The 26,786-nt window shown below is 51.0% G+C and carries 22 protein-coding genes; 19 read left to right on the top strand and 3 right to left on the bottom strand.

Annotated features, from left to right (window positions below):
* Positions 1-105 precede the first annotated feature (105 nt).
* Genes bioB through bioC form a run of 3 tightly spaced genes read left to right on the top strand, consistent with a single transcriptional unit; the run spans position 106 to position 3,886 of the window.
* The gene (gene bioB / locus P0078_RS11765) at positions 106-1,155 is read left to right on the top strand and encodes a biotin synthase BioB (protein ID WP_282934595.1); all 1,050 of its coding nucleotides are present in this window, start codon (positions 106-108) and stop codon (positions 1,153-1,155) included.
* The gene (gene bioF, locus P0078_RS11760; RefSeq protein ID WP_282934518.1) at positions 1,152-2,345 is read left to right on the top strand and encodes an 8-amino-7-oxononanoate synthase; all 1,194 of its coding nucleotides are present in this window, start codon (positions 1,152-1,154) and stop codon (positions 2,343-2,345) included. The genes bioB and bioF overlap by 4 nt, the downstream gene beginning before the upstream one ends.
* A complete protein-coding gene (bioC, locus tag P0078_RS11755) occupies positions 2,342-3,886 on the top strand; it encodes a malonyl-ACP O-methyltransferase BioC (RefSeq protein ID WP_282934517.1) in 1,545 nt (514 codons plus the stop codon). Before bioF ends, bioC begins: the two co-directional genes overlap by 4 nt.
* Before the next feature lie 46 nt (positions 3,887-3,932).
* Here bioC and P0078_RS11750 read toward each other — a convergent pair whose 3' ends face one another.
* Entirely contained in the window at positions 3,933-4,421 is a 489-nt protein-coding gene (locus P0078_RS11750; RefSeq protein WP_282934516.1) for a L,D-transpeptidase family protein, read from the bottom strand.
* A 232-nt stretch (positions 4,422-4,653) separates the two neighbouring features.
* Here P0078_RS11750 and bioD point away from each other — a divergent pair, with 232 nt between their 5' ends.
* The 3 genes from bioD (at position 4,654) to P0078_RS11735 (ending at position 7,527) form a co-directional block, all read left to right on the top strand.
* Entirely contained in the window at positions 4,654-5,259 is a 606-nt protein-coding gene (gene bioD, locus P0078_RS11745) for a dethiobiotin synthase (RefSeq protein ID WP_353057062.1), read from the top strand.
* A gap of 185 nt (positions 5,260-5,444) precedes the next feature.
* Complete coding sequence (locus tag P0078_RS11740) at positions 5,445-7,226, top strand: acyl-CoA dehydrogenase C-terminal domain-containing protein (RefSeq protein WP_282934515.1); 1,782 nt, start codon at positions 5,445-5,447, stop codon at positions 7,224-7,226.
* Positions 7,227-7,335: 109 nt separating this feature from the next.
* Positions 7,336-7,527, top strand: coding sequence for a DUF3094 family protein (locus tag P0078_RS11735; RefSeq protein ID WP_282934514.1), 192 nt, complete (start codon positions 7,336-7,338; stop codon positions 7,525-7,527).
* Here P0078_RS11735 and P0078_RS11730 read toward each other — a convergent pair.
* Complete coding sequence (locus P0078_RS11730; protein ID WP_282934513.1) at positions 7,524-7,994, bottom strand: EVE domain-containing protein; 471 nt, start codon at positions 7,992-7,994, stop codon at positions 7,524-7,526. The two genes, P0078_RS11735 and P0078_RS11730, sit on opposite strands and share 4 nt — an antisense overlap.
* Before the next feature lie 121 nt (positions 7,995-8,115).
* Here P0078_RS11730 and P0078_RS11725 point away from each other — a divergent pair, with 121 nt between their 5' ends.
* The 9 genes from P0078_RS11725 (at position 8,116) to P0078_RS11685 (ending at position 19,890) form a co-directional block, all read left to right on the top strand.
* Positions 8,116-9,204 carry a sensor histidine kinase gene (locus tag P0078_RS11725; RefSeq protein ID WP_282934512.1) on the top strand — a complete coding sequence of 363 codons (1,089 nt, stop codon included), beginning with the start codon at positions 8,116-8,118 and terminating at the stop codon, positions 9,202-9,204.
* A 4-nt stretch (positions 9,205-9,208) separates the two neighbouring features.
* Positions 9,209-10,024 carry a LytR/AlgR family response regulator transcription factor gene (locus P0078_RS11720; RefSeq protein WP_282934511.1) on the top strand — a complete coding sequence of 272 codons (816 nt, stop codon included), beginning with the start codon at positions 9,209-9,211 and terminating at the stop codon, positions 10,022-10,024.
* Between the two features lie 232 nt (positions 10,025-10,256).
* A complete protein-coding gene (locus P0078_RS11715; protein ID WP_282934510.1) occupies positions 10,257-13,352 on the top strand; it encodes an efflux RND transporter permease subunit in 3,096 nt (1,031 codons plus the stop codon).
* Positions 13,349-14,467, top strand: a complete 1,119-nt coding sequence (locus tag P0078_RS11710) for an efflux RND transporter periplasmic adaptor subunit (RefSeq protein WP_282934509.1) — start codon at positions 13,349-13,351, stop codon at positions 14,465-14,467. Before P0078_RS11715 ends, P0078_RS11710 begins: the two co-directional genes overlap by 4 nt.
* 114 nt (positions 14,468-14,581) lie before the next feature.
* Entirely contained in the window at positions 14,582-14,869 is a 288-nt protein-coding gene (locus P0078_RS11705) for a DUF6515 family protein (protein WP_282934508.1), read from the top strand.
* 395 nt (positions 14,870-15,264) lie between these two features.
* Positions 15,265-17,427 (top strand): mechanosensitive ion channel family protein, encoded by a 2,163-nt coding sequence (locus P0078_RS11700; protein WP_282934507.1) that lies wholly within the window; start codon positions 15,265-15,267, stop codon positions 17,425-17,427.
* 362 nt (positions 17,428-17,789) lie between these two features.
* On the top strand, positions 17,790-18,968 hold the full coding sequence (locus P0078_RS11695) for a rhomboid family intramembrane serine protease (protein WP_282934506.1): 1,179 nt from the start codon (positions 17,790-17,792) through the stop codon (positions 18,966-18,968).
* Between the two features lie 53 nt (positions 18,969-19,021).
* Positions 19,022-19,489 carry a cupin domain-containing protein gene (locus P0078_RS11690; protein WP_282934505.1) on the top strand — a complete coding sequence of 156 codons (468 nt, stop codon included), beginning with the start codon at positions 19,022-19,024 and terminating at the stop codon, positions 19,487-19,489.
* A gap of 35 nt (positions 19,490-19,524) precedes the next feature.
* Complete coding sequence (locus P0078_RS11685; RefSeq protein WP_282934504.1) at positions 19,525-19,890, top strand: thiol-disulfide oxidoreductase DCC family protein; 366 nt, start codon at positions 19,525-19,527, stop codon at positions 19,888-19,890.
* Between the two features lie 57 nt (positions 19,891-19,947).
* On the opposite strand, the gene P0078_RS11680 is transcribed toward P0078_RS11685, so the two are convergent.
* Positions 19,948-21,366: a hypothetical protein gene (locus P0078_RS11680; protein ID WP_282934503.1), complete on the bottom strand. Its 1,419-nt coding sequence runs from the start codon at positions 21,364-21,366 to the stop codon at positions 19,948-19,950.
* Between the two features lie 165 nt (positions 21,367-21,531).
* On the opposite strand from P0078_RS11680, the gene pepB reads away from it, so the two are divergent.
* The 4 genes from pepB (at position 21,532) to P0078_RS11660 (ending at position 26,779) form a co-directional block, all read left to right on the top strand.
* Entirely contained in the window at positions 21,532-22,821 is a 1,290-nt protein-coding gene (gene pepB / locus P0078_RS11675) for an aminopeptidase PepB (protein ID WP_282934502.1), read from the top strand.
* Between the two features lie 231 nt (positions 22,822-23,052).
* On the top strand, positions 23,053-24,207 hold the full coding sequence (locus P0078_RS11670) for a DUF3667 domain-containing protein (RefSeq protein WP_282934501.1): 1,155 nt from the start codon (positions 23,053-23,055) through the stop codon (positions 24,205-24,207).
* A 233-nt stretch (positions 24,208-24,440) separates the two neighbouring features.
* Entirely contained in the window at positions 24,441-25,607 is a 1,167-nt protein-coding gene (locus P0078_RS11665; protein WP_282934500.1) for a DUF3667 domain-containing protein, read from the top strand.
* 446 nt (positions 25,608-26,053) lie between these two features.
* The gene (locus P0078_RS11660) at positions 26,054-26,779 is read left to right on the top strand and encodes a CARDB domain-containing protein (RefSeq protein ID WP_282934499.1); all 726 of its coding nucleotides are present in this window, start codon (positions 26,054-26,056) and stop codon (positions 26,777-26,779) included.
* Positions 26,780-26,786: the final 7 nt, after the last annotated feature.

Here is a 26,786-nt window from a genome sequence, read left to right as displayed (position 1 = left end):
AATTAGAGCTCGCTGATCGATGCCGCTAGGGCCTGCTAACAGGCTGTGAGTATCCGATTTTAATAAGCAACAGAGAGAGTACGCCCTGTGACTGCCGCCCAGCAAATGCCCGCCGCAGAGATCCGCCACGACTGGACCCGCCAGCAGGTACTGGACCTCTTCGCCATGCCGTTTAGCGACTTGATGTTTACCGCGCAGCAAGTGCACAGAGCTTATTTTGATGCCAATCGGGTACAGGTCAGTACCCTTTGCTCTATCAAGACCGGTGCTTGCCCTGAGGATTGTGCCTACTGTCCCCAAAGTGCCCGCTATGACACCGGGCTGGAGCGGGAAAAACTGATGAAGGTTGAAAAGGTGTTGCAGGAGGCAAGGGCGGCTAAGGCCGGCGGTGCTACCCGCTTCTGCATGGGGGCCGCTTGGCGCTCCCCCAAGAAAAAAGACATGCCTTACGTGACCCAGATGGTACGAGAAGTAAAGGCGTTGGGTATGGAAACCTGTATGACCCTGGGCATGCTAAATGATGATCAGGCCCAGGAGTTGGCGGATGCAGGCCTCGATTACTACAACCACAATTTGGATACTTCGCCGGAATATTACGGTGAGATTATTACCACTCGCACTTACCAGGATCGCCTGGAAACCTTGGGGCGAGTGCGTTCAGCGGGAATGAAGGTCTGTGCTGGTGGCATTGTGGGAATGGGTGAAGGCGATAAAGATCGCGCCGGGTTATTGATGCAATTGGCGAACTTGCCGGAGCACCCTGAATCAGTGCCCATCAATATGCTGGTAAAAGTCTCAGGTACCCCGCTGGAAGAACAAAAGGACCTGGATCCCTTCGAATTTATTCGCTGCATTGCTGTGGCCCGTATCATGATGCCGAAATCCCATGTGCGCCTATCCGCCGGTCGCGAGCAGATGAGCGATGAGATGCAGGCAATGGCTTTCCTCGCCGGCGCCAACTCTATTTTCTACGGTGAAAAACTGCTGACGACCGCGAATCCGGAAGCTAACGAAGATATGCAGTTGTTCAGTCGCCTGGGTATTAAGCCAGAAGAGTATCAGCAGTACGCCGATGAGGCTGAGGTGGAAGCGGAATTGAACGCGCAGATCACCGAACAGCAAAATGATGCTTTCTTCTACGATGCGGCCAAATGACCCTGAATGAAGTCCTGCAACAGCGCCTCGCCGAGCGCCGCCAGCAGAATCTGTACCGGGAACTAAAAACCCTCGATCGCGCACCCGGACCGCGAGCCCGGGTCGATGGGCAGGAGCTACTGGTATTTAGCAGTAATGACTACTTGGGGCTTGCCAGCCGCGAGGAAGTCATCGCAGCACAGAAGGCGGGAGCAGAGTGTGGTGCAGGCGCCACAGCCTCTCACCTGGTTAATGGTCACCTGGATATTCATCACCGCTTGCAGCAGTGCATCGCCGAAGTAAGTGGGCGAGAAGCGGCGCTGATATTCTCGAGTGGCTACATGGCGAATATCGGCACTATTTGTGCCCTGTTGGGGCGAGCCGACAATATTGTTTCGGACAGGCTTAATCACGCCTCACTGATTGACGGTGCCCGCTTGAGTGGCGCCAACAGTCTGCGCTTTGCCCATAACGATCTCGCTGGCCTTGAACGCCAATTGCAGCGCGCTACTAGCCGGGGTGGCGCTACTTTAGTAGCGGTGGATGGCGTTTACAGCATGGATGGTGATTTGGCCCCTCTGGCTGAGATTGCCACTCTGTGTAAGCAATACAACGCCTGGTTAATGGTTGATGAGGCCCACGGCTTTGGCGTAATGGGTAGTGAAGCATACCCACTGGCGGGCAGCTATGCCCTGGCAGGGCTGACCCAGGAACAAGCCCCGGTTGTGATGGGTACCTTGGGTAAAGCGGTTGGCAATGCCGGCGCCTTTATTGCGGGCTCCCGGGCACTGATAGATTTCCTCACCCAGTTTGCGCGGCCCTATATCTATACCACCGGAATGACGCCAGCAGTGGCTGCCGGTGCCTTGGCTGCTATCGAATTGATTCGCGATGAGCCTCAGTTACAAGGGCGCTTGCGGGTAAATATCGCTTATTTCCGCCGCAGGGCACTACAGCTCGGCTTACCTCTACAGGCGTCGGCCAGTGCGATACAGCCGCTGGTGTTGGGCTGTGAAAACACTGTGATGGTGGTTGCCAGAGAATTGCAGGAGCTCGGATTCCTGGTGGGTGCCATTCGCCCGCCTACAGTGCCGCTGGGCACTGCACGCTTGCGCATTACCCTGAGCGCGGCTCACCGAGCCGAGGATATCGATGAGCTACTAGGCGCGCTGCAGCAGATTTTGCAGGATGCAGGGGTACTGGATAAGTGACACAGGTTGAACACTTGGTTTTCCTGCATGGGTGGGGCGGGAGTGCAGACCTTTGGCAGCCGCTTATAGAATCCCTGGCGCGTCGTACAGAAGTGCAACTCCACTGTATTGAGTTACCTGGATTTGCTACACAAGGTGCTGAAGACTGGCCCCCACTAGAAGCTTTGCTGCAGAAGCTTTACCAGCAACTTCCCCCTCGCTGTATTCTGGTTGGCCACTCCCTCGGCGGTATGCTTGCCGTTCGCCTGGCTTCTATAGCGAAGCAGGACAAAGTTCTGGGGGTAGTGGCCATAGCTGCCAATGCCTGCTTTGTGGAACGAGATGGCTGGCCGGGCATGGCCGAGAGCACTTTCAAGGCATTTTTCGATGCTTTTACATCATCTCCGGAGAGTACCTGGGAGCGATTTTGCTCACTACAGGCACGAGGTGATAGCGCCATGCGCTCTTTGCTTAAAGACCTTAAGGCACAAAAACCTCAAATAAATACTGATGCCTGGCAGGGAGCATTGTGCTGTCTGGCAGAGCTGGATAATCGCCAACACCTGGCAAATCTGTCCGTGCCGGCACTGCACCTGTTTGGCAGCAGGGATGCCTTGGTTCCCATTGAAGCTGCTCGGTCCATTGAGGCGTGTGGGGGCACCGTCAAAGTCATACCCGAGACGGGCCATTTACCCCATTGCGCCAAGGCTGATGTCGTCGCTGAATATCTACTCGAGTTTCTGGGGCCTGTTGGAAATCCCCCGGTTGAGCCGTTTGATAAGGCTGCGGTAGCTCGCTCTTTTACCAGGGCAGCACAGGGCTACGATGATTGCGCCCATTTGCAGCGGGCAGTCTGCCGGCAACTGTTGGCCCAAGCCGATGACAGCTGGGCACCCCCCACAATCCTCGATTTGGGCAGTGGCACCGGATTCGGTACTGAACTGTTGCGGCGGCATTTTCCTAAGGCGCAAATTATTGCCCTGGATCTGGCGGAGGGGATGCTGAAGTTTGCCCGGACGCAAAGACCCGAAGCTGATGGTTACATTGCGGCCGATGCCGAACAGTTACCCCTGGCGGCGGGTAGTATTGATTTGGTGTTTTCAAGTATGGCGCTGCAATGGTGCTACCGCCTGCCGCAATTGTTTGCTGAGTTGCAGCGAATACTGGCCCCTGAAGGGCGGTGCCTGGTTGCCACCCTTGGCCCTAAAACCCTGGTGGAATTGAAACAGAGTTGGGCTCAAGTGGATGAGGGTGTACATGTCAATCAGTTCCTGCCCGCCGAGCAATGGCGTGAAGCGGCACTGCACAGTGACCTCAGCGGATTGGTTACGGATGAATTGCGCCTACTGCACTTTGATAGCCTGCGGCAGTTGATGCGGGAGCTTAAGGGAGTGGGTGCACACAATATTAACCGGGCGGCGGATAAAGGTATGACAGGTCGTCGCAAACTACAGCACTTGTCCGTAGCCTATGAAAATAAGCGGGAAGAGCGAGGATTGCCGGTAACTTACGAGGTGATCTATATGAATCTCACCGCTTGCAGGGCAAAAAAATCCGGCTGACCTGCGCCTATCGCAACGCAGGGAGCCGGGTGCAAGATTGAAGAGATCAGGGGTAGATGTCGATAGGGATTGGCGTCTTCACCAGAGCCCAGATTTCGTCCATTTCACGATTGGAGGCCACGGCGATACAGCCATCGGTCCAGTTGGTGCGGCGCAGGTGCCTTTCCATGTAGGACCACTGGGGCTTGATACCGTGGATCATAATGTCACCGCCGGGACTGACCCCCATTTTGGCTGCCCGTGCACGGTCCTGCTTGTTGGGATAGGACACGTGGATTGAACGGTAAAAGCGGCTGTTGGGATTCTTCCAGTCCAGTGTGTAGCGGCCTTCAGGGGTGCGCTCGTCCCCCTGGCGAACCTTGTGTCCCCTGGGGTTATCGCCAAAAGACACGGTATAGCTTTTCACGACACGGCCGTCCCGTATCAGCTGCATGAGTTTCTTGGATTTATAAACCACGACGTGGTCAACGGGATCAACTTTCGCTGAAGCAAAGATTGGCACCAGCAGGAGCAGGGCAAAGGTCAGGTATCGCATGGTCTTTAAGCAGTTCGGGTAGTTGTCAGTTATTTCGCAATGACACCGCATCCCTGCTGTCTGTCCCCTTTAAGAGGGGGTTATTGTGTGAGCGCAACCCCGTGCCTTCTTATCGAAGCACGGCTTGGCCTGTTCAAAATTTGCGCTACCGGGTTAATTTATCACCATCTAAGTGGCGTGAAAAGTCACGTCATGAAAAAAGTTAACTTTTATTGGAGGAGGGGTTTAGGCCTTGGCAAGAACCTATTTTATCGCCGGTACTGACACCGAGGTCGGCAAGACATATGTGAGCGCCGCACTGTTATCGGCAGCGGCGGAGGCAGGCTTGCAAACGGCGGCAGTGAAGCCTGTGGCGTCTGGATGTGAGCACACGGATGATGGCCTGCGCAATGAAGATGCCCTTTTGCTTCAGGAAGCGATGACTCTGAAGCTGCCTTACCAGCAAGTAAACCCTTTTGCCCTGGAGCCCGCTATTGCTCCGCATATAGCGGCCACAGAGGTGGGTAAGCAGTTAAATGTTGCGCGGATGGCTGGCGTCTGCCGGGGAGTGATGTCTGCAGGGGCCGACCTGGTTTTGATTGAAGGTGCTGGTGGCTGGCGCACCCCGCTGGGCCCAAGAAGCTTCCTTTCACAATTGCCTCGGGAGCTGAATTTACCGGTGATACTGGTGGTGGGTATGCAGCTCGGTTGTATCAACCACGCACTGCTCACCGCTGAAGCGATCCGTCGCGACGGTCTGCCGCTGGCGGGTTGGGTAGCTAATTTCGCCCGTGATGGGATGGCTCGAGCCGATGAGAATCTGCAGACATTGAAGGCCCTATTGCCCGCCCCCTGCTAGGTACCCTTCCATTCGACACCGCTGCGGACTATCGCAATGGTGCGCAATATCTGGATATAACTCCGCTTCTACCTCACTGATCGCTGCAGTTGTCGGGCTCGCAAGGGCCCGAGACTGTTGACATTGGGACGCTTCGGCCCTAGATTCAAACGAGCGTTTGAAACACTTGAATGAGGACCGGGAGCATGGCCGACTATAAGGCGCCACTAAGGGAGATGAACTTCCTACTTCACGAGGTATTTGCTGCGGAAAAACTCTGGGCGGAATTGCCCGGGTTGGCTGGAGCGGTAGATCGTGAGACCGCAGATGCGATTCTCGAAGAGATGGCCAAGCTGGCTGCCAACACCCTGGATCCGATCAATCGCACTGGCGACGAAGAAGGTTGCCAGTGGAATGACGGTGTGGTGACCACGCCGAAAGGCTTTAAAGAAGCCTATGCCACCTTCTGTGAAGGCGGCTGGGGTGGACTGCTGGGCAACCCGGAATACGGCGGCATGGGTATGCCGAAAATGCTGGGCGCTCAGGTTGAGGAGATGATCAATGCTTCAAATATCTCTTTTGCACTCTACCCGGTTCTGACTAACGGCGCCTGCCTGGCAATTGATGCCCACGCCAGTGATGCGCTGAAAGAAAAATACCTGCCCAAGATGTATGAGGGAACCTGGGCTGGTGCCATGGGCCTTACCGAGCCTCACGCCGGTACAGACCTGGGAATTATCCGCACCAAGGCCGAGCCCCGTGGCGATGGCAGCTTTAGCATTAGCGGCAGCAAGATCTTTATCACCGGCGGTGACCAGGATCTGTCCGAAAATATTATCCACCTGGTATTGGCAAAATTGCCGGACGCACCCAAGGGGCCGAGAGGCATTTCGCTGTTCCTGGTGCCCAAATACAAGGTGAACGAAGACAACAGCATCGGCGAACACAACGATGTGAACTGTGGCTCGATCGAGCACAAAATGGGTATCAAGGCCTCCGCTACCTGTGCGATGAACTTCGACGGAGCCCAAGGCTGGCTGGTCGGCGAGGAGAATAAAGGACTCGCGGCCATGTTTACCATGATGAACTACGAGCGCCTGGGTGTAGGTATCCAGGGCCTCGGCGCTTCAGATCGCTCCTATCAAAATGCTGTTGAATACGCTCGCGACCGTATCCAAAGCCGCTCTCCAGCGGGCGCCAAGCAGCCGGAGAAAGCCGCAGATCCCATCATTGTGCACCCGGATGTGCGCCGCATGCTGCTCACCCAAAAAGCCTTGGTCAACGGCGGCCGCGCCCTGTCCACTTACGTGGCCAAGTGGTTGGATATTTCCAAGTTCGGCGAGGGTGAAGAGAAAAAGAACGCGGAGAATATGGTTGCCTTGCTGACCCCGGTAGCCAAAGCCTTTACTACCGATATGGGATTGGATTGCACCATCCTCGGTCAGCAGGTCTTCGGTGGCCACGGTTATATCCGCGAATGGGGCCAGGAACAGTTGGTGCGCGATGTGCGTATTACCCAGATTTATGAAGGAACCAATGGTATCCAGGCTCTAGATCTGGTGGGCCGCAAGACTGTAGCCACTGGCGGTTCTCTGTTCGAGTTGTTTGCTGCAGATGTACAGGGCTTTATCGATGCCCAGATTGATCGCGAGGAAATGGCCGAGTTTATCCAGCCGCTCATCGCTGAGATGCAACGCCTGCGTGAAGCAACTGAGAATATGGTTGCCGCCACTCAGCAAGACCCCCACGCACCGGGTGCTGCCTCTGTAGAGTACCTGCATCTGTTCGGCTACGTCGCTTACGCCTTTATGTGGGCGAAAATTGTGTCTGCGGCGCTGCCGAAAGCGGAAGCGGATAGCTTCTACAACGGCCAGATAAAGACAGCGCGCTTCTACTTCGCTCGCCTGTTGCCACGCACCCAGGCATTGGCCGGCAGTGTCAATGCAGGTAGCGCTAGCTTGATGGACTTGGAGGAAGAGTTGTTCTAACAGCTCCCAAAGAAAGTGTTAAAAAGCCCCGCATCGCGGGGCTTTTTTGTGGAGCTGTAGATAGCTTTCTCCTAAACTCAGGGCACAAAAATAACGAGCGAAAGTGCCCATGTTAGATCCGTCTGAAAAGAAACTCTCCGATGAAGACCAGGCCAAGGTCGATAAATACCTGCAGTCCGGCATCAACAGTGTCGAGCGCAAGCCTTTCCGCCCCTGGATACTGTTACTCGGCTTGTTAGCGTTATTGACCCTGCTATCGTTGCTGAGCCTGTATATCGCCCAGACAAAAGGTATCGTTTAGCGCGGCGTGGAGCTTCCCAATTGCTGGAGTAGCTGCCACTCGTCACCGGAAACTGGCTGGATAGACAGGCGCCCCTGTTTTACCAGCACCATCTCAGCCAATTGGGGGATGCCCTTGATTTCTGCGAGGGGCACCGGCCGTTGGAACTCACTTCGCCAGCGAATATCCACGCAGTACCAGCGCGGTTTATCCTCGCTGGCCTTGGGGTCAAAGTACTTGCTTTCCGGGTCGAACTGGGCCGGATCGGGGTAGGCAGAGCGAACCACTTCAGCGGTGCCCACAACTGCCGGCACCTTACAGGCACTGTGATAAAACAGCACGCCATCTCCTTCCTTCACCTTATCGCGCAAAAAATTGCGTGCCTGGTAATTGCGGATACCATCCCAGCGACCGCAACCGCCGGATTCGGCAGCGAGGTCCTGGAGGCTGTATTCATCGGGTTCAGATTTAAATAACCAGTAGGTCATGCGGCAGTTTGTCTCTTTGCTGCGCCGGTTGGTGTTTCGCCGGCTTTCGACGCCATTTAGTATGAAGCTGCCGATTAGTGTCAAATCGGCGCATAGATTTTTACCCAATAAGCGGGAGATTATGGGAAGCAAAACACTTCAGTGGCTCTCACAGAAGCTGGCCAGTCGTCGCTCACAGTACTGGGCCTTGCAGCTTTCTGGTTGGGGGGGCTATACGCTGTTGACCTTTGTAGGCAGTTTTTTCTGGGTGAATGATCACTGGATTCACTCTGGCTACATCATAGTTGCCACTACAGCGGGGGTTGTTCTCAGCGAGAGCATGCGCTTGGGTTTTCACCGCCTGTGGAGCAAGCCTCCAGCAATGCGATTGCTAGGCTCTTTACTGCTGGTGGTCATGGCGGCGGTGATTTGGGCAGCAATAAAATTCGCCGGCTCCCTGTGGCTTTATGGTCACGATGGTGATGAGCACCCGGCACTCCTGGCTATCTACTGGTTCACCTATTCATTTCTGATTCTGATGACTTGGGCGGCGCTCTATTACGGCATCAAATATTACCGCTCCTCTCAGGCCCAGCAGGAGAAGGCGCTGCGGGCCGAATCAATGGCGCACCAGGCTCAATTGAAAATGCTGCGCTACCAGTTAAATCCGCACTTCCTGTTTAATACGCTCAACGCAATTTCTACTTTGATCCTCGATAATGACGGGCGTACGGCCAACAATATGGTGACGCGCCTGTCCCAATTCTTGCGCCACTCTCTGGATAATGACCCTATGCAGAAGGTCACCTTGGCGAAGGAAGTTGAGGCGCTGATGTTGTATCTGGACATTGAGAAGGTGCGCTTCGCCGATCGCTTAGGAGTGAATTTGGATTTGCAAGGAGAGTCCCCCCAGGCCCTGGTGCCGAGCCTGCTGTTGCAACCGCTGGTTGAAAACGCGATCAAATACGGGATTTCACAACTGGAGTGGGGCGGTGAGATTGGCATCAAGTCACGGGTTTTCGCTGGCGAATTGTTATTGGAGGTCAGCGATAACGGCCCCGGCATGTCGGAAGAGGAGCTGCGCCTGATTGGCAAAGGCTACGGAGTGGGTATTCGCAATACCTGTGAGCGCCTTAAGGCCCTTTATGGCGATGACCAGAGAGTGCGTTTCCGCAACCGCCCGGAAGGGGGCTTGTCGGTAAATATTCGTATTCCCTTTGAACAGGAATAAAAAGATGAGTGGAGTAGAGACCCTGAGGGCGATCGTTGTCGATGATGAACCCCTGGCTCGTCGCGGCTTGCGGCTGCGCCTGGAGCAAATGGCTGATATCGAGGTGGTTGCAGAGAGCGGCAACGGTCGCGATGCGCTGGAGAAAATACTGGAGCTGAAGCCCGATGTAGCATTTGTGGATATCCAGATGCCCGGCGTAAACGGTTTGCAACTGGTCCAGTTGATTCCGGTGGACTCTCTCCCTCATGTCGTTTTTGTCACGGCCTACGACCAGTATGCGGTAGAGGCTTTTGAAATCAATGCGGTGGACTACGTACTAAAACCCATCGAAGAAGAGCGCTTGGAGTTGGCGCTTACCCGGGTCAGGGAGCAGAGAGCCAACGCTGATATCGCTAACCAACGAGAGCAATTACTCGAAGCTGTTGCCGATCTGACCAAGGAATCCCCTGAGGTGCTGGAGCAGAAGCTGGTTAGCGGGCAATTTGCCGGCAGTGCCTATCCGGACAAAATTGCAGTGAAAGATGCGGGCAAAATAACTTTGGTGCCCTCCAGTGAAATCGACTGGATCGATGCTGCCGGTGATTATATGTGTGTGCACGCTCGGGGTGAGACCCATGTGATGCGTATTACCATGAAAGAGCTGGAGCAGCAGTTGGACCCGAAACTTTTCCAGCGTATACACAGGTCAACCATCGTCAATTTAAGTCGGGTAAGGGAGATTCGTGCCCATATTAATGGCGAATACCATCTGGTATTAGATAGCGGCGAGTGTTTAAAAATGAGCCGCAGCTATAAAAATAAAGTCCAGCACTTCCTCTGATTCATAAATTTTTTATGGCTCTCGGTTGAGGCAGCAAAGCAGCTGGGTTTTTCAGCTATAGCGCTGCCTCTAAAGACATGGATTTCATTTTGTGAATTTGTTTTTTCTTTCCGGCGAATAAACGGGCTCTTCATGGCCTGATCGAATTTTCCTGGCAACTAGTCGCAATTGCCTTGTAAGGAATTCATATTCCGCTAGCCTTCAGTCCCAATAAAAAACTGGGGCTGAAGTAATGGCATTAACACGCGCCGCTTTAAAAAATCCCGCTGCTGCGGGGGTCGCAGTGGTTATGGCTGTTCTGCTTGGAGCTTTCCTCGCCAGCCAGCTGCCGGTTCAACTTTTCCCCGATATCGACAATCCTCGTATCGCTATCCAGGCAGGCTGGAGAGCGGCCGCACCGAAAGAGGTGGAGGCGGAAATTGTCGAGCCGATCGAATCCGTATTACAGGGCCTCACCGGTCTGGAAATGATGCAAGTCAACGCCGGTCGCGGCGGCGCCTGGGCAAATCTGGAATTTGCCATGGGCACCGATATGAATAAGGTGCTAATTGACGTTATCAGCCGTATGAGCAGCCTGCCGCCACTGCCTAGGGATGCGGAGCCACCGCGAGTAATGCTGGGTGGCTGGGGTGGCGATGCCACAGCACTGACCTATTTCTTTCTACAAAAATTACCTGATAACCAGAATAACCTGGATGACTACGCCGGCCTGATTGAAGATGTACTGCGCCCGGAGTTGGAGTCGGTGCCCGGAGTTGCCAGTGTCCAGGCCCAGTCTGGGAGTGCGGCACAGGAAGAGTTACAGATTATTTTTGATCCCTGGAAAGCAGCTGAACTGGGAGTAGAGCTGCCTACAGTGAGTCGGCAGCTGGCGTCTGCCAGGGATGTATCCGGCGGATTTACCGACGTGGGGCGGCGTCGCTATACCCTGCGCTTTGTCGGCGAGTATGAGCCCAAAGACTTATCTGAATTGGTGTTGGAGTGGCGCAATGGACAGCCGGTGCGCTTGGGCGATATTGCCGAGGTCAAGGTGGGGCCTTCTGAATCCCGCGGTGTCACCACGCAAAATGGCAATCCGGCAGTTTCTCTCCGTATTAACCGTACCAACAATGCCAATATGCTGGCTACTTTGGAGCGGGTTAAGCAAAAAGTCGCTGAGCTGAATGAAACTAAATTAAAAGCTGAGCAGCTTGTGCTGGTGCAATCATTTGATGCATCGGTATTTGTTTATCGGGCTTTAAACTTGCTCGGCGGTAATATGATTTTGGGTATCGTATTAGCTGTCGGAGTGCTCTGGTGGTTTATGCGACGCATGCGTGCGACTTTGATCGTTGCCGCAGCGATTCCAATTTCATTACTTTCGACCTTTGTGGTGCTGTCGGCCGCAGGCCGCAGCGTGAATGTAATTTCTCTGGCGGGACTGGCCTTTGCTACCGGTATGGTGCTCGATGCTGCGATCGTAGTGTTGGAAAATATTGTGCGCCTGAGAGAAAAAGGTCGGGGGGCAGAGGAGGCTGCGGAGCAGGGTGCGGGCCAGGTGTGGGGTGCACTGTTGGCCAGTACTGCGACAACCGTTGCGATATTCCTACCGGTATTTTTCCTTAACAGTGTCGAAGGGCAGGTCTTCGGTGACCTGGCCCTGACTATTGCCGTGGCTGTGGTGTTTTCCCTGTTGGTTGCGGTGGCTGTGGTTCCCCTGGCTGCGCGTCTGTGGCTACCCTCTATCTCTACTGAAGACCGTCTCTCCCGAGTGTGGGAAAAAATAACTGCGCGGGTAATGGCTTTGACGAGTACCAGGACTCGCCGTTGGCAGGTGATCGGGGGGCTTTTATTAATGCCCATGGTTGCGACTTATTTATTCTTACCAAACCTGGATTATTTACCGCCGGTAAAAAGGGATGCAGTCGATGTGTGGATGAATTTCCCCGCATCCACTAATACCAAAACTTTAGAAACAGAAATCGTCAACGAGTTGGATAAGCGCATGGCACCCTACATGAGTGGTGAGCGCGAACCAGCCCTGAAGAACTACTACGTGATCACCTGGCCCAATGGCGGCACTATGGGAGTGCGGGTCAAGGATATGGATCAAGCCAAGGAGATGGAGAGAATCCTGCGGGAAGAAATCCTGGTGGATATTCCTGATTTCCAGGGATTTGCTGCGCGGGGTAATCTGTTTGGCCAATTCGGTGGTGACCGCAACATTGCTTTACATCTGCAATCCCGTGATGCCGAAGCATTGATGCGTGCGGCTGCCCTTGGGGTAGAGGTTGTTGAAGAGGTGATGCCGGGAACGCCGGTGCAGACCAACCCGGGCTTATCTTTATCAGAACCTGAATTGACAGTGCGCCCCAATGATCGCGCAATGTTGGAGCAGGGCTGGAATCGCCAGGATATGGGCGGACTGGTTCGAACGCTGGGCAATGGTCTCTATGTCGGCGAGTATTTTGACGGTGAAAAGCGCCTGGATATTATTTTTAAAGCGCAGCCCTGGAGTACCCCGGAGCAATTGCAAAATACGCCGCTGGTAACGCCCCGTGGGGAAGTGGTGCCGCTCAGTCAACTGGCCAGTGTGGAGCGGACTGTGGGGCCGGGCAGTTTGCGCCGGGTCGATGGTCGGCGCACTATTACACTGAATATAGTACCGCCGGAAGATGTGTCCCTCGAAGAGGTGCGCGCACAGCTGGAGGCGGATGTATTGCCGAAGATTCGCGAAGCTCTGCCCGCTGACGGGAGTATTTTGGTGGGAGGAAATGCCAGTGACCTGGATAAGGCGTTGGCCTCGCTTTCCAAGAATTTCCTGTTAGCGCTGCTAATTTTATTCCTGCTGATGAGCGCACTGTTCCGCTCCTTGCGGGATGCCTCTCTGGTACTGCTCACCGTGCCCCTGGCGACAGTGGGCGGCGTGTTGGCGCTACAAATTTTAAACTTGATCGATTTCCAACCACTGGATCTGCTCACCATGATTGGCTTTGTGATACTGCTAGGCCTGGTGGTGAATAATGCTATTTTGCTGGTACACCAGACGCGAGCGGCAGAAATGGGGGGTAGTACTCGGGTGGACGCTGTAGAGCAGGCCTTGCGCCTGCGTTTGCGCCCTATTTTTATGAGTACCCTGACCAGTGTATTTGGCATGTTGCCACTGTTGGTTGCTCCCGGTGAGGGCAGTGTTATTTACCGCGGCCTGGCCGCAGTGATCGTGGGCGGCATGGCAGTGAGCACGCTCTTTACCCTGGTTTTATTGCCGGCATTACTGCAAACCGGCAGCCTGCCACTACCCAAATTTACGGCTATGCGCGAAAGGTTTGCCCTGAGGAGTTCACAATGAAGAAATTGCTCGCAGGTATCGTTTTATCTCTGGGTGCCAATGGCGTTTGGGCGCAGGGCGATCCTATTGCGGTATTGGTGGATCGGGCCCAAGTTCGGGAAATTGCTCCGAGCCAGTGGTCTGCAGGTGAGGTGGTGAGCCGACGAGATATCCTGGTTTCTTCTGAACTGGATGGTGTGTTGGAATTTGTCGCTGAACCCGGCAGCTTTATTAAAAAGGGTGAGCGCCTAGCCGAGTTGGACAGTACTCATTGGCGATTACAGCTGCGCAATAGTGACAGCCGTATTGCACAATTGCGTGCGCGGTTGACCTATATGGATGCTCAGTTAAATCGACTGAGTAAGTTGGCGGAAACCAATAGTACCTCCCGAGCTGCACTGGAAGAGCAGCAGGCTGAGCGCGAGGCAATGGCTCAGGACCTGATTGCGGCTCAAATTGAGCGCGACCGACGGGCCTATGAATTATCTAAAACAGCCATTGATGCACCCTTTGATACTTTAGTGGTGAGCCGCGAATTACAGGCGGGAGAATATGTGCGCACAGGTTCGGAATTACTGCGAGCCCTGGATATGTCACAGATGGAAGTGGAGGCGGATATTCCCCTGACGGCCCTGCCGCTGATTCGCATCGGTGACACAGTGGCGCTGCGCAGTGATTCTGTCTCTCTGCCGGGAGAGGCTCGGGTGGATGATCAATTATTTAGCGGACGGGTACGTCAATTTGTGCCTGTGGCCAGCGATCGCTCCCGGCGAGTTAAGCTGATGGTAACTTTGCCACAGAGTGCGCCGGAGCAGTGGGACTGGATTGTCGGTATGCCGGTACAGGTCTCTGTGCCCATTGCGCAGGCGCAGGCCACCATGTCTGTGCCAAGGGATGCCTTGGTTTTAAGAAATGGCGATACCTTCGTATATCGAGTGGGCGAGGGGGATAAGGCAGAGCGATTATCTGTGCGTATCGGTAGTGGCGATGGTGAATGGGTGTCGGTAAGCGGTGATCTCACCAAGGGCGATCGTGTGATAGTGCGTGGTGCTGAGCGCTTGCAGCCTGGACAGGAAGTTAAAGTGCTGTCGGAAGTGGTGCGAGATAAAGAGCCATTACAGGCGGGGAGCGGTTAATTTCCAACCCGACCAAAATTTCGTGAAGTCACATATCGCTGTGTTGATAGGTTAAGTTGATAAGCTTGGGATTGCCAAACTCGCACAATACCCTTAGCGGATTGCAATTTGCTGATGACTTTAGCCATGCGATCCCTGCTTACCCTATTTCTTGTATTCTTCTGTTCTGTTTCGGAGTCTCAGGTTCGATCGGACCACCTGCCTCCCGGAGCTGAGCCTATCGAAGTGAATAACCAGACAGTTTTTTATAAAAATGGTTATTTCTACCGCAAAGGCCCCGACGCCTATACCCGGATTGAGCCGCCTCTGGGAGCTCGGGTCTCCCGAGTACCTTTTGGAACCCCCATTACCTTGGGTAACAAGCATTATATGCTTGCGGGTAATGGTACCTTTTTTTATTAGACCCCAGGGACAATCAATACGTGGTGGTCACGCCCCCTCCCAATTGGCAGCATGTTAATCGCAATCCCCTAGCTCCGAAAAAGAAAATATACCCCCGAGCGTATCCGCCCCGCCATTTGCGGCACCGCTCAGAGGGTAAACGAGTCGATCGTAAGGATTGGGATATTTACTGTGAAGCCCGGGCGGCAAATTTGCTGCGCAGTACGGGTGAGCCTGGTAAAACAACTAGGCGGGCTATGCGTGAATATCGCAGGGTATACAGAAAATGTTTGCGTCAAAGTCGGCGCTTCAGGTAAATGCATGGGGCAGGGAAGTCCCTGGGCTACACTGAACAATATGGCCCAGTAGGCGCCTATTTTATTAGTGCCGGATTTTTTCACGGATAGAAGTATTTTATGCCGGGTGCCAGCCTTTTCATCCCTCGTTGTAGTGCCGGCAAAGAATTTTCTTTTCTTCACCTCGCCCTTTCATTTCTCCTTTTCTTTAGTGTCGCCTGTCTCTCTGTTTCCAGTGTCGCCCAGCTTCCCGGTAGTAAACCCAAGGAGTTTAAGCCGGAGGTTCCAGATTTTGCTGACCCCTCTGCCGATTGGTGGACTGGATGGACCAGTGCTTCTCCCGAAGAGCGACGAGAATGGCTTAGCTTGGTCACAAAGAGCTGGGAGGAGTGGGAAAAGGATTTGCCGGAGGATGAGGCCTTACAGGAAGGCGCAGAAAAGATTAGCCAAAGTTTACAAGGGATCGCAATTACCTGGAAAAAACGAGAGGAGTACCTGAAAGTCCCTTTAATGCCGGATGTGGATTTTCCAGAAAACCCAACGGTATTGAACTGGGCCAAGGCTGATTCTGCCATCAGCCGTGGCCGACGTAGGTTGAAAGGCGTAGAACTGGAGGCTCGCCAACTTAAATCAACCCAGTCCCAGTCTCTATCTTTACTGCGTAAACAAGTGATTGTGCTGCGGGATTCCAGTGGACGAGAGGAGGATGAGGCGGCGCAGGCCCTACTTTTAGCTCAAATAAATCACCTGAATATTATTGAGCAGCTGAGTACCGTTAATACTTTCCTGGGAACCTGGCGGGAAAAGATTAACAGCGCAGAAATTAAATTGCGGAGACTTCTGGATACCCTCGTCTACTCCAGTAAAGATGCAGAGGAAATAGATAAGGATATTGCCGCGAACGAAAAGAAAATCGAACGTATTTCTGCGACCCGCACCAGTATTCAAAGCACTACAGAACCCTCCACTGACCCCACCATCAATATGCAGAAAGACCTTACCCTGATGCAGCTTGAAGTGGACTTGCTGGAGGAGCAGCTGGAAAAACGCAAAAGTGAGTTGCTGCAATCCATCAATGAGGTCTTGAATGAAGAGGGCGAAGAGCGCCCGCTGATTATCAGTCGGGATTTATTGGAAAACGCCAACTCTGTGATTGAAAGTGCGTCGCGGGAGCTGGCGGTGCGCCAGCGCCAGGTGGTGGCCTGGCGTGAAGATGAAGAGAATGAAGACCTAAGTCGCTGGTGGTCTTACTTTGAGCGTATTGGCAGTGGTTTGGCCCGCGCCAATGACCTCGAACAGGATATTCAGCGCTATGAAAAGGCCCAGCTGGAGGTTTACAAGGAGCGCCAGGGTTGGTGGGCAACAGTGCGCGAACGAGTCGCACTGGGCGCAAGACAAGCTTATAACCGCTGGCGTAAGTTGGCGGATTATCAGCTATTTACCGTTGCTCAGAACCCAATAACCCTGCGTTTGATCGCCAAGATGATTGTGGTCTTGGTGGGGGCTTGGCTATTGTCTGGACTCACCCAGGCCTTCCTGCGCCGGCTTGTGCGCAGGGAGCATGCCAGTGAATCCTCCATGTACAATCTTGGGCGGGTGTTGCACTACATCTTTATTTCCGCGGCCCTGATTGTGGTGCTCAGCATGTTGGGCCTGGATACCTCCAAGTTGGCCCTGGTCGCTGGAGCCCTGTCGGTAGGTATTGGCTTTGGGCTACAGGCGATCTTCTCGAATTTTATCTCCGGTTTGATTTTGCTGTTTGAGCGCCCTCTCAAAGTGGGTGATCTGGTGGAGCTGGAGTCGGGCGTATTTGGCCGTATCCGCGATATCAGCGTGCGCTCAACCCGTATTACCACGCGGGACAATGTGGATATCTTGGTGCCCAACACTGAGTTTGTTGCGGGCCGGGTTATTAACCACACACTGGATGATCCTGTGCGCCGTATTCACGTACCCTTTGGTGTGTCTTATGCCTCGGACCCAGATTTGGTGCGGGAAGCTGCCCTGGAAGCTGCCGCTCGAGTCAATATCACCCATACCGACTGGAAGCGAAAAACCGAGGTGTGGCTGATGGGGTTCGGGGATAATGCCCTCGACTTCAAGTTGGTGGTGTGGGTCAACAGCAATATGGTGACTTCCCTGGGAGACTCCTATGCCCTGTACAACTTGGAGTTGTTGCGGGAATTTCGCGATAAGGGTATTGAGGTACCTTTCCCTCAGAGAGATCTGCATCTGCGCAGTTGGGATGTTCCGGCGATCATTGGCCGTGCCACCAGGAAGTAAGTGAGGTCCGGCTGGCATGACACCTCCGGGATTTCATAGTATTTTCAGCCCACTGGCCTTTGTGTCGGTGCAAGTTCATTTACCGGTGTTACTGCGTTTTCTCACAGGGCGCTGATGTAATCACAATAAGGGAAGCCCGTGCTGATCATCCCCATCCAAAACAAACCCGACTGGCGCCGGCCGCCATTAATGTGTTTTGCGTTGATTGCCCTTAACTTGCTGATGTTTGTTTTCTATCAAGGGGGGATGAAGCTCGCTGGCAGGAAGCTGAAGATTACTATTTTGAGAGTGACTTACCGGACCTCGAAGAGCAACGCTTTCTTGTGTATGTCAATGAAATGCACCCAGAGTGGAGAGCGCAGATGGGTGTGGAAGGGGAAGAGTTTTTTTACCGGGAATCCCTCGGTAACCCTGAATTCCACCACTGGCTGTTGCCGAAGCTCGAAGCAGAGGGTGAGACCGAGTGGTTACGACAGAGGCAGGAGTTTGCCCAACTGCGGGATAGGGTCAGTAGCAACGCACTGGGGCTGATACCGGCAGACCCGAGTATTGCTGGGGCCTTTGGCCATATGTTTCTACACGGAAGCTGGGATCACCTTATCGGCAATATGGTGTTTCTGCTGTTGTTTGGCTTGTCTGTTGAACTAGCCCTGGGTGGGGCGTGGTTTATAGGGCTCTACCTGGTGGGAGGATTGGCGGCAGCAGGTCTGCATGTGCTGGTGGAATCCGGCAGCCATGTACCGATGGTGGGTGCCTCCGGTGCGGTCTCGGCAATTATGGGCATGTTCGTCGCGGTTTACGGTGTGCGCCGGCTACGTTTCTTTTACACCATTGGTTTTATGTTTGGCGAATTCAGTGCACCGGCGCTGCTGGTGTTACCGCTGTGGTTGGGTAAGGAGATTTTCGGTTATTTGTATGGAGATGCCAGCATTGCCTACTGGGCTCATACTGGTGGTTTACTTGCGGGTTTTGCCCTGACTTTGGCGGTGTTGTACTGGCGCCCGATGGTGGAACCTATGCCGGAGGAAGAGGAGGCCCCGTCCCCCCAAAGAGTAGCCCTGGCGCGGATTGATCGTTTTTTGGAAGAGGGAAAAATCCTGGAAGCCACTGAAGCGGCAGCCTCAGCGGTGCGGCAATATCCACAGGCTTTAACACTGATTGAGCGCTATATAGAACTGACCTCAGCGGCGCCAGAGAGTGAAGGTTACCACCGGGCCAATCTCGCTTTATTTGCCCAGGCAGGAAATCTGGAGATCGATGGCCATACCCTGGCAAGTGGCTATCGCCGCTACTTGGCGGCAACAAAAAGTCCAAAGGCGCTCACCGGAAAGGCAAACTTACTGATGGCACGGCGTGCAGCGGAAGAAAAGGACTGGCCATGGCTAGAGGAATTACTGCGCCACTTGAAACAGCAGCGAGTGAATCACCCCTTGATTCCCAAGCTGGGAATGGTTCTGGTCAATTACTATCGTCGCTTGGGTGAGGAAGGCCGCGCGCGCGAGGTGAAAGAGATGACCCAAGATATGGCTGCCTCAAGTTGAAGAACATAATTCGGTATGTCTTATAAATAATTAAGTAATGTATTGGGGGCAGAGTGAGTCGCTATATTTTGACCGGGACCGAAATTGCAGGGATGGAGGGGGAGCGCAAGGTACATTTCCTCAATGCCAATGCGGTGCGTAAAAACAAGTCCCTGGGTGATCTTATCGGCATATCCGGCTTTGGTTTCCATATGATCGAAATCGAGCCAGGTTATGAATCCACAGAATTCCATTGTCACTATTTTGAAGACGAATGTGTTTATGTCCTGGAGGGTAGGGCCGATGTGCGTATTGGTGACGATCACCACCAGGTTTCTGCAGGGGATTTTATTGGCTACCCCGCTGGTGGCCCAGCTCATGTGATGCGCAATGTGGGAGAAGTGACCTTGCGTTGCATAGTTGTAGGCCAGCGACTACAACATGATGTTGCCGACTACCCAGAAAAAAATCAGCGGATCTACCGAAATAATGGTTTACCCTGGGAGTTGGTGAACCGCGATAATATTGACCACCCTAAGTAGTTTTCGCTGGTAGAAAAAGAATGGATTTTTAGCTTATGCCTGAAAAGATTCGGGTTTTTTATAATTCTGCTTGTCCAGTCTGTAACGCAGGAATTTCAGCACAAAAGAAAAAGTCCGTCTCCTGCCAAGTGGATTGGGAGGATGTTCATATTGATGAAGATAAAGCGAAGGAACTGAATACAGATTTAGAGTTTGTCCGTGAGCGGTTGCATGTATTGGATGCGGATGGAAATCTGAAAGTAGGCTATGAAGCTTTTATTACAATTTGGGAGAACTCTCCCAAGGAGCAATGGAAGGCCAGGGTGTCGAAGCTACCCGGCATTAGGTGGTTTTTGAATAAAGGTTACAACGTTTTTGCGCGAGGTTTGTATCTATGGAATCGGGCGCTAAAGCATTGGTAGTGAATATCGGGCTAGGTTTAGGGTAGCCACCATAGATGGCTGCCCATATTTTGCTATTTAGTGAATTTCGGCAGTGCTGTTAAGTACTTTCCACAGGGTATCGATTTCAGAACGCAAAGCACTCTCTGGAAATTTCTGTCGGACAAAGTGCAGTAGTTTTTTTGCCAAGTCTTCTCTACCCAATCCATCCATATATACTTGTGCCAATAACAGATAGGCAGCATCGAGTTGTGGATAGGCCTCTTTATGTAAATTATTGAGCAGCTGTGCTGCCAATTGGTACTTATGCTGTTGGTATAGCACTTTGGCAAGTGCATGGCGTATCTCGGGCTTAGCCACAGGCGGGCTGGGCTCTGTGGCCAAATACAGTTCAGCTGCCTTATGTGGGCGATTTATCTGTACAAATTTTTCTAATAGATGTGGCCCCAGCTCCTGAAGGGCTTTTTTATCGTCAGTAGCAAGTAAAAGGCGGTAGTAGCGCTCATTAAGAGTTTCGTCGTTAGGGAAGCGGCGCAACCCTTCAACCAAAGCCTGGCGAGCGCCCTTGAAGTCCCCTTCGCGTAAAAATATTTGCGCTTCAGCCCGAGCGCGCTTACACAGGAATTCATTTTCCTCTAAGTAATTTTCATCATCTTCTTGTATTGAGGCTATTCCCAGTTTTTGCTGTCGAGTTAAGCAGATATACCCCATCACAGCACTTGAGACGATGGAAAAGTAAGAGACAATGGCTGCTGTGGTCGGGAAAATTGCCCAAGCCGGCAGTTTATCGCTGACCACGGCCATTAGTATATTGGGTGCGAAAGAAATGATATTGGTAATAATTAACAGCAACCAATAGGGCCAGCCAATGATTAGGGTAAATTCCAATAATTTGAGAGGGTTGATTGCGGACCTCAAACTATGGGTAAGCGCTAAGGCAATCATTGCAGCCGGCGCTAAAAATGACAGGGCGGCTGCATAAATCATTATGACATTGAGGCTTCCAGTAAATTGTACAAGCTTGTAGCCAACGAAACCGGCGATCAATGTCATTCCAATGACTTTCAGAAATAACATTGCACCATTGCCATCAAGTGCATCTGCCAGTGGAGGGGCTTCCAGTTGGCCTCCTGCGAGTCTTTCGATGACCAAGAGATTGTAGCGGGATACAACAGCTACAATGGCTACCAAAGCGACAAGAGCCAGAAGACCCATTGACGTTATTGCCATACTGCCCGCTGCTGCAACAGCCATGATTGTTAGAGGGCCAGGCTTAAAAGCATAGAGAAAGTAAAATAGCCCCATTTGCCAAAAAGGCTTGGCGTTGTTACTGGCTCCAATATATTCCAGGCTATCGCGGCAGAGCGGGCATTCGGGACCCTGCCCATGGTAATTGGTACTCGAACCCGGAATACACTCGCCACAGAACTGACGGTTGCAGGGCTGGCACTGCCAGGATGCAGTCTTGCTAGTGTGATAGTGGCAGGAATCAGCCATTTATTCTTCCCTAACGAATTTCTCTACTTAATAGTTATTTTGTCTTGGTTCACAGTTTATCTGTCGACTCGGTGGCGGTGCAATCATCAAGTATTTTTAATGTCCTGTTAGAATGCAGGAGAAATACCGATAAAATTGGTACACAAGTTTCAAAATAGGTGTTGTATGACAAAGGCTATGCATATTCATTTGGTTGAGGGCTTTGCGCCGGAACCCTGGGGAGAATCAGCTCTGCTGAGCTTTGATGGTAGCGCTGCCAATATTCATATTAGCGCTGCGAAAGGCGCTGTGTTGGTTGCAGCGCAGCGAGCTGCCCGAAAGCTCGATGGTATGGGGGTCAACGATGTTGTCCTCAAAGGAGAAAGCTGGAGCATTGAAAGCCGCTGGGCATTTTGGGCAGGTTTTTTTAACCCGCGTAAATCCAACAAAATTGACTGGGGGACTGATGACAGCGCCGAGTTAAAAGAACTCGCCGCCCGTGAAAATGCCAGTCGCTGGGTTCGTGAAATTACTAATGGTACTCCTGATGATGTGTCTCCGCGTGTATTGGCGGAGAGCGCTGCAGAAATGCTGCAAAAGCTGGCTCCCAGTGCGGTAACTTACCGTATAGTTGCCGGGGATGACCTGCTGCGTGAAGGGTTTGTCGGTATCCACAACGTTGGGCGTGGTAGTGTACGTGAGCCGGTGATGTTACAAGTGGACTTCAACCCGACGGGTGATGACCAGGCGCCGGTTGATATGTGTTTGGTGGGTAAAGGAATTACTTTTGACTCCGGCGGCTACAGCATTAAGCCGTCCAACAACATGGCCACAATGAAATCCGATATGGGTGGCGCGGCCATGGTAACTGGAGGCTTGGCTCTTGCAATAGCCAGAGGTCTCAACAAGCGGGTCAAACTCTATCTCTGCTGCGCAGAAAATCTGATCTCCGGTCATGCCTTTAAATTGGGCGATATTATTAAATATAAAAACGGAGTGAGTGTAGAAATACTGAATACCGATGCTGAAGGGCGTCTGGTGCTGGCCGATGGTTTAATTGCAGCTTCGGAAGAAGATCCTCGCTGGTTATTGGATGCCGCTACTCTGACCGGTGCAGCAAAGATGGCTGTAGGTCGGGATTTCAACTCTGTCTTTAGTTTTGAAGATGAAGCAGCCCAAAAGGTATTGTCTGCAGCTTCTGAGGAAAATGAAAAGGCGTGGAGGCTTCCTTTAGAGCGTTTCCACCTCGAGCAAACCCCGTCCAACTTTGCCGATATCGCCAATGTTGGTATTGAGGGAAGTCCTGGTGCATCTACGGCAGCCTCCTTCCTGGCTCGCTTTGTACGGGATGAAGGTCGCAATTGGGTGCATATGGACCTTTCAGGCTCTTACCAGCCCAGTGGCAATGATCAGTGGGCGCCAGGTGCTAAAGGGCACGGCCTGCGTACAATTGCACGCTTCCTTTTGGATAATTAGCAACCGGCAATTTATGCCAAATTCCCTTCGAAACGCGCCTAATAGTCGGCGCGTTTCTTTTACCTCTCTCTTAATACCTATAAGTCATAAAAAAATTGTACTCCAGCTGATATTCGGGATATTAGTAGAGTTCTGCTAATTGAGGTATTTCGGTTCTGGTTCGTTAGCAGATACTTGGGCCTGGAAGCTTTTGCCAGGTGAATAAGATAATCAGTGATTCGGTGAGCGGTAATGAGCACTGCAACCTCTACAAATAATTCGGATTATAATCCAAACCATTGTGCCAATTGTCATGCAGAGCTATTGGGGCCCCATTGCTATGCTTGTGGTCAGCCGGTTAAAGGCATGGTTCGTCATTTCTCCTCAGTCATTGGAGACTTTTTTGATACCCTGCTTGCTTTTGATTCCCGCACATGGAAAACAATACCCTCTCTGTTTTTTAGACCTGGATTTTTAACCGCTGAGTATTTCTCTGGTCGACGGGTGCGTTATGTCAGCCCTGTACGCTTGTTTATCTTTCTATGTATCACCAGCTTCTTTGTAACCCAGATAAACAGTGATTGGGCTATTAATTTTGGAAATGTAGACGTTGAGTCAGTCGATGTTGAAAAAGCGAGCCAAGGTTATAACGACGCCATCGAAGATATTCGAAAAGGCAAAGAAAAGCACGTTAACAATAGTTATGCTGTCGCTGTTTTGGAAGATGTTGAGAAAAATCTGATTAGCGGACAAGAGAAGCTTACTGGTGATTTGCATAAACTCAATGAAGATTTAAGTGAAATTGATGGAGGCCAGAATGGATCGGAAAACCTTTCTAAAGAGGAACTGGCCTCAGGATTGAATGAGACTATTAGGGAGTTAGATAGAGAGTTTCTTCAAGTTGATTGGCTTCCCAAACCATTAGAAGATTGGGTTAACCGTAAAGTAGAGAGCGCCCATAAAAATGTAGAAAGGGTGACCGATGATCCAAATCGTTTCAAAAAAGCATTCTTGGGAGCTCTTCCGTCAACTCTTATAGTCATACTGCCAATATTTGCCATGATGCTGTGGGTGCTTTACGTCTTTAAACGCAGACTTTATATGGAGCACCTGATTGTAGCGTTACACAGCCAGGCTTTTATCTGCCTGAGTATTCTGATTGGCAACCTGTTTTATAGTATAAGTAGTCAACTGGAAGGGTACGCATTTATATCCTCATCTTTTAACAGCTTGATGGCACTATTAATTCTTTGGGTTCCTATATATCTTTTTTGGATGCAAAAGCGTGTATATCAGCAGGGTTGGATCATGACCCTGTTTAAGTATTCTTTTTTGGGTTTAGCCTATCTAGTTTTATTATCTGTTGGTGCGGCTCTTACTGTATTTTGGAGTTTGGCAGAGTTATAAGGATATATCCTAATAGGATTCCAACCATTAAACGTATAAGCGTTTAATGGTTGGTGTTGGTGAAACTGTGCTGTTTAGATTTTAAGTTATTCAAGCTAAAGAGTTCGTTCGCAGCACCGTCTATATTCAGAATATTGTATTGCAAATTTTTATATCCGTAATTCAGTTCAGAAAATTGGACTTTCGGATTGCTTGTGGTAAGTAGTTAAAGGGAATATCGAAGGAAGTAGGTCTTGAGTAGTACGACATCAATAGCAAGTGTTTGTAATGAAGATAATAAGTGCGCAAACTGCTGTACGCAGTTGTTAGGTCCCCATTGTTATGCTTGTGGTCAACCCGTTAAAGGTATGGTGCGGCATTTTTCATCTGTAATCGGTGATTTCTTAGATACCTTGTTGGCGTTTGACTCCAGAACATGGAAAACCATACCTGCGTTATTCTTCCGACCAGGATTTTTAACAACAGAGTATTTTTCTGGTCGTCGTGTTCGATATGTAAGCCCTGTACGGCTATTTATTTTTCTCTGTATCACCAGTCTTTTTGTAACTCGTTTGAGTGGAGACTGGGATATTACCCTTGCTGACGTTGATATACCTCATGAAAGCTCCCGGTCAGAGATATTGGGAATCGCCCCCTCTTCACATGAGACTGAATTAGTACGAGCTGAAGAGATTCAGCGGAAAGGTTTACTAGCTGAACTTAATGACATTGATGCCAGTTTGATTAAAGCCAAAGAGGAAACTGAAAAGGGGCTTAAAGAGGCCATCGAGAATGAGTTTGAAAGAGGTTATCGCGATCCGCAAATAGCCTCCAGAGAGGGTTTGGCACCTGAAATTCAACCTGAAGGAAATACCATTGCCGATGATAAAAAGAGCAGATTTATTAGGGTGGATATTGAGGGGCTGCCGAAGCCTTTTCAAGATTGGATTGATGGTAAGGTTCAAAGTGCTAATCAAAATATCAAGCAGGTAACTGAGGATCCAAACCGTTTAAAGAAGGCCTTTCTTAAAGTACTCCCCTATGCACTAATAATAATGCTGCCTATATTCGCTTTAATGTTGTGGGTGCTATATATTTTTAAGCGCAGGCTCTATATGGAGCATTTTATTGTAGCTTTGCACAGTCATGCATTTATATTTTTAAGTATCCTGATTGCCAATATCTTATACATGATAAGCAGCAAGTTAATCAGTCACTCAATAATGTCTTCTCTTTATGAGAATGCTTTGGTGTCACTGTCTATTTGGGTGCTGATATATTTATTTTGGATGCAGAAGCGAATATATCAGCAGGGTTGGTTCATGACGCTTTGTAAATATTCATTTGTTGGTATGGCCTACTTATGTTTGTTATCTATTAGCGTAGCACTCACCATAGTTTGGAGCTTGGCTGAACTGTAGCGATAGTTGGGTGCCCTTGTGGCCTGCGATTCACGTATATGGAGAGCTCTGCAGGCCTTATTGCTATCTCCAGGGATTCTAGCTTTACCTGCTTCTGACTCTGTTCGGTAGGATGATGGCTGTATTTTATAGCCTGGGAGAATTATAGGTGGTTGGTTATTCCACTTGTGAATTATTTTAGCTACTTTTAACCTTCTGACGTTAATAACCTTTGGAAGGTTATTTTAGTAGCTCTAATTGTTTTTAGAAATTTATAGATTGGTATTATTTGATTTGTTATTGAATTTTTTACACGCTAGTAAAATGCCCGCCATAATTTTATCAATCTTAATAGATCTGCTGTAAAGTCTGCTTACAATCGCCCTGCCCATAAATTCTGTTTTAAATGTGCAGGTGCACTATATTGGGTAAATTCAATATGTATTTTTAATTCAAAGGAGGGAGTTATGTCTAAATTTATTTTGCGTATATTCATTGTAGTTACTACTTATTTCTTCACGGTTGCCAGTTATGCAGATCCAATTCAAGATTTAAGTATGCAAAACTATGAAGCGGGTTGGTTTCCAAATTATTGGCAGGGGCAGGGCCCACTGACATGTCGTCGGACTTGCGCAATTTGGGTTGGAGGGGTGCCTGAGTCAGAGGTTGCTACTGACTTGATAGATGATTTTGAATCTACCAGTGTTTGTAAGGTAACTCGCGACCCTGAAATAATCGAGAAACCTGTCAATGACCCATCATCTCACTGGCTCTATGGCAATCAGTTTGACGATAAGCCGGTTTGCTATGTCGGAACCCCTTATGGTGTCAAAGAAGATGATCACTATATGTGTCTGTGTGTATGTAATAAACCTGACTTGATAGTGAGCCAAATCTATGATCCGATCTGGAATCCTGGAACCGGGCAATCCATTATCGTGGTCGATATCACTAATATAGGTGCTCTGGCAGCGCCAATCAGCCAGGCTCGCCTTTTAGATATTGATACACTAGCCAACGATGTACAGGCTACGCCTGCAATTCCAGCAGGTGGCACTGTAAGTATTGTATTTACTTTGGGTTACTGGGTTTTTGATCCGGATGCGGTTTTAGAGGTAACTGCTGACTTTACCAATCTCGTCGATGAGTGTAACGAAAATAACAATACACTGACTTATGCCGAGCAAGGGTAGTAGTAGA

This window comes from Microbulbifer sp. VAAF005 (genome assembly GCF_030012985.1).
GTDB lineage: Bacteria > Pseudomonadota > Gammaproteobacteria > Pseudomonadales > Cellvibrionaceae > Microbulbifer.
The sequence above is the reverse complement of the archived record's forward strand: the minus strand, read 5'-3'. Positions and strand labels throughout refer to the sequence as shown.

What these genes read in the sequence shown, in the direction of transcription:
- bioB (WP_282934595.1), top strand. Translation starts at nt 106, where the DNA reads ATGCCCGCCGCAGAGATCCGCCACGACTGGACCCGCCAGCAGGTACTG.
- bioF (WP_282934518.1), top strand. Translation starts at nt 1,152, where the DNA reads ATGACCCTGAATGAAGTCCTGCAACAGCGCCTCGCCGAGCGCCGCCAG.
- P0078_RS11750 (WP_282934516.1), bottom strand. Translation starts at nt 4,421, where the DNA reads ATGCGATACCTGACCTTTGCCCTGCTCCTGCTGGTGCCAATCTTTGCT.
- P0078_RS11740 (WP_282934515.1), top strand. Translation starts at nt 5,445, where the DNA reads ATGGCCGACTATAAGGCGCCACTAAGGGAGATGAACTTCCTACTTCAC.
- P0078_RS11735 (WP_282934514.1), top strand. Translation starts at nt 7,336, where the DNA reads ATGTTAGATCCGTCTGAAAAGAAACTCTCCGATGAAGACCAGGCCAAG.
- P0078_RS11730 (WP_282934513.1), bottom strand. Translation starts at nt 7,994, where the DNA reads ATGACCTACTGGTTATTTAAATCTGAACCCGATGAATACAGCCTCCAG.
- P0078_RS11725 (WP_282934512.1), top strand. Translation starts at nt 8,116, where the DNA reads ATGGGAAGCAAAACACTTCAGTGGCTCTCACAGAAGCTGGCCAGTCGT.
- P0078_RS11720 (WP_282934511.1), top strand. Translation starts at nt 9,209, where the DNA reads ATGAGTGGAGTAGAGACCCTGAGGGCGATCGTTGTCGATGATGAACCC.
- P0078_RS11715 (WP_282934510.1), top strand. Translation starts at nt 10,257, where the DNA reads ATGGCATTAACACGCGCCGCTTTAAAAAATCCCGCTGCTGCGGGGGTC.
- P0078_RS11710 (WP_282934509.1), top strand. Translation starts at nt 13,349, where the DNA reads ATGAAGAAATTGCTCGCAGGTATCGTTTTATCTCTGGGTGCCAATGGC.
- P0078_RS11705 (WP_282934508.1), top strand. Translation starts at nt 14,582, where the DNA reads ATGACTTTAGCCATGCGATCCCTGCTTACCCTATTTCTTGTATTCTTC.
- P0078_RS11700 (WP_282934507.1), top strand. Translation starts at nt 15,265, where the DNA reads ATGCCGGGTGCCAGCCTTTTCATCCCTCGTTGTAGTGCCGGCAAAGAA.
- P0078_RS11695 (WP_282934506.1), top strand. Translation starts at nt 17,790, where the DNA reads ATGGGTGTGGAAGGGGAAGAGTTTTTTTACCGGGAATCCCTCGGTAAC.
- P0078_RS11685 (WP_282934504.1), top strand. Translation starts at nt 19,525, where the DNA reads ATGCCTGAAAAGATTCGGGTTTTTTATAATTCTGCTTGTCCAGTCTGT.
- P0078_RS11680 (WP_282934503.1), bottom strand. Translation starts at nt 21,366, where the DNA reads ATGGCTGATTCCTGCCACTATCACACTAGCAAGACTGCATCCTGGCAG.
- pepB (WP_282934502.1), top strand. Translation starts at nt 21,532, where the DNA reads ATGACAAAGGCTATGCATATTCATTTGGTTGAGGGCTTTGCGCCGGAA.
- P0078_RS11670 (WP_282934501.1), top strand. Translation starts at nt 23,053, where the DNA reads ATGAGCACTGCAACCTCTACAAATAATTCGGATTATAATCCAAACCAT.
- P0078_RS11660 (WP_282934499.1), top strand. Translation starts at nt 26,054, where the DNA reads ATGTCTAAATTTATTTTGCGTATATTCATTGTAGTTACTACTTATTTC.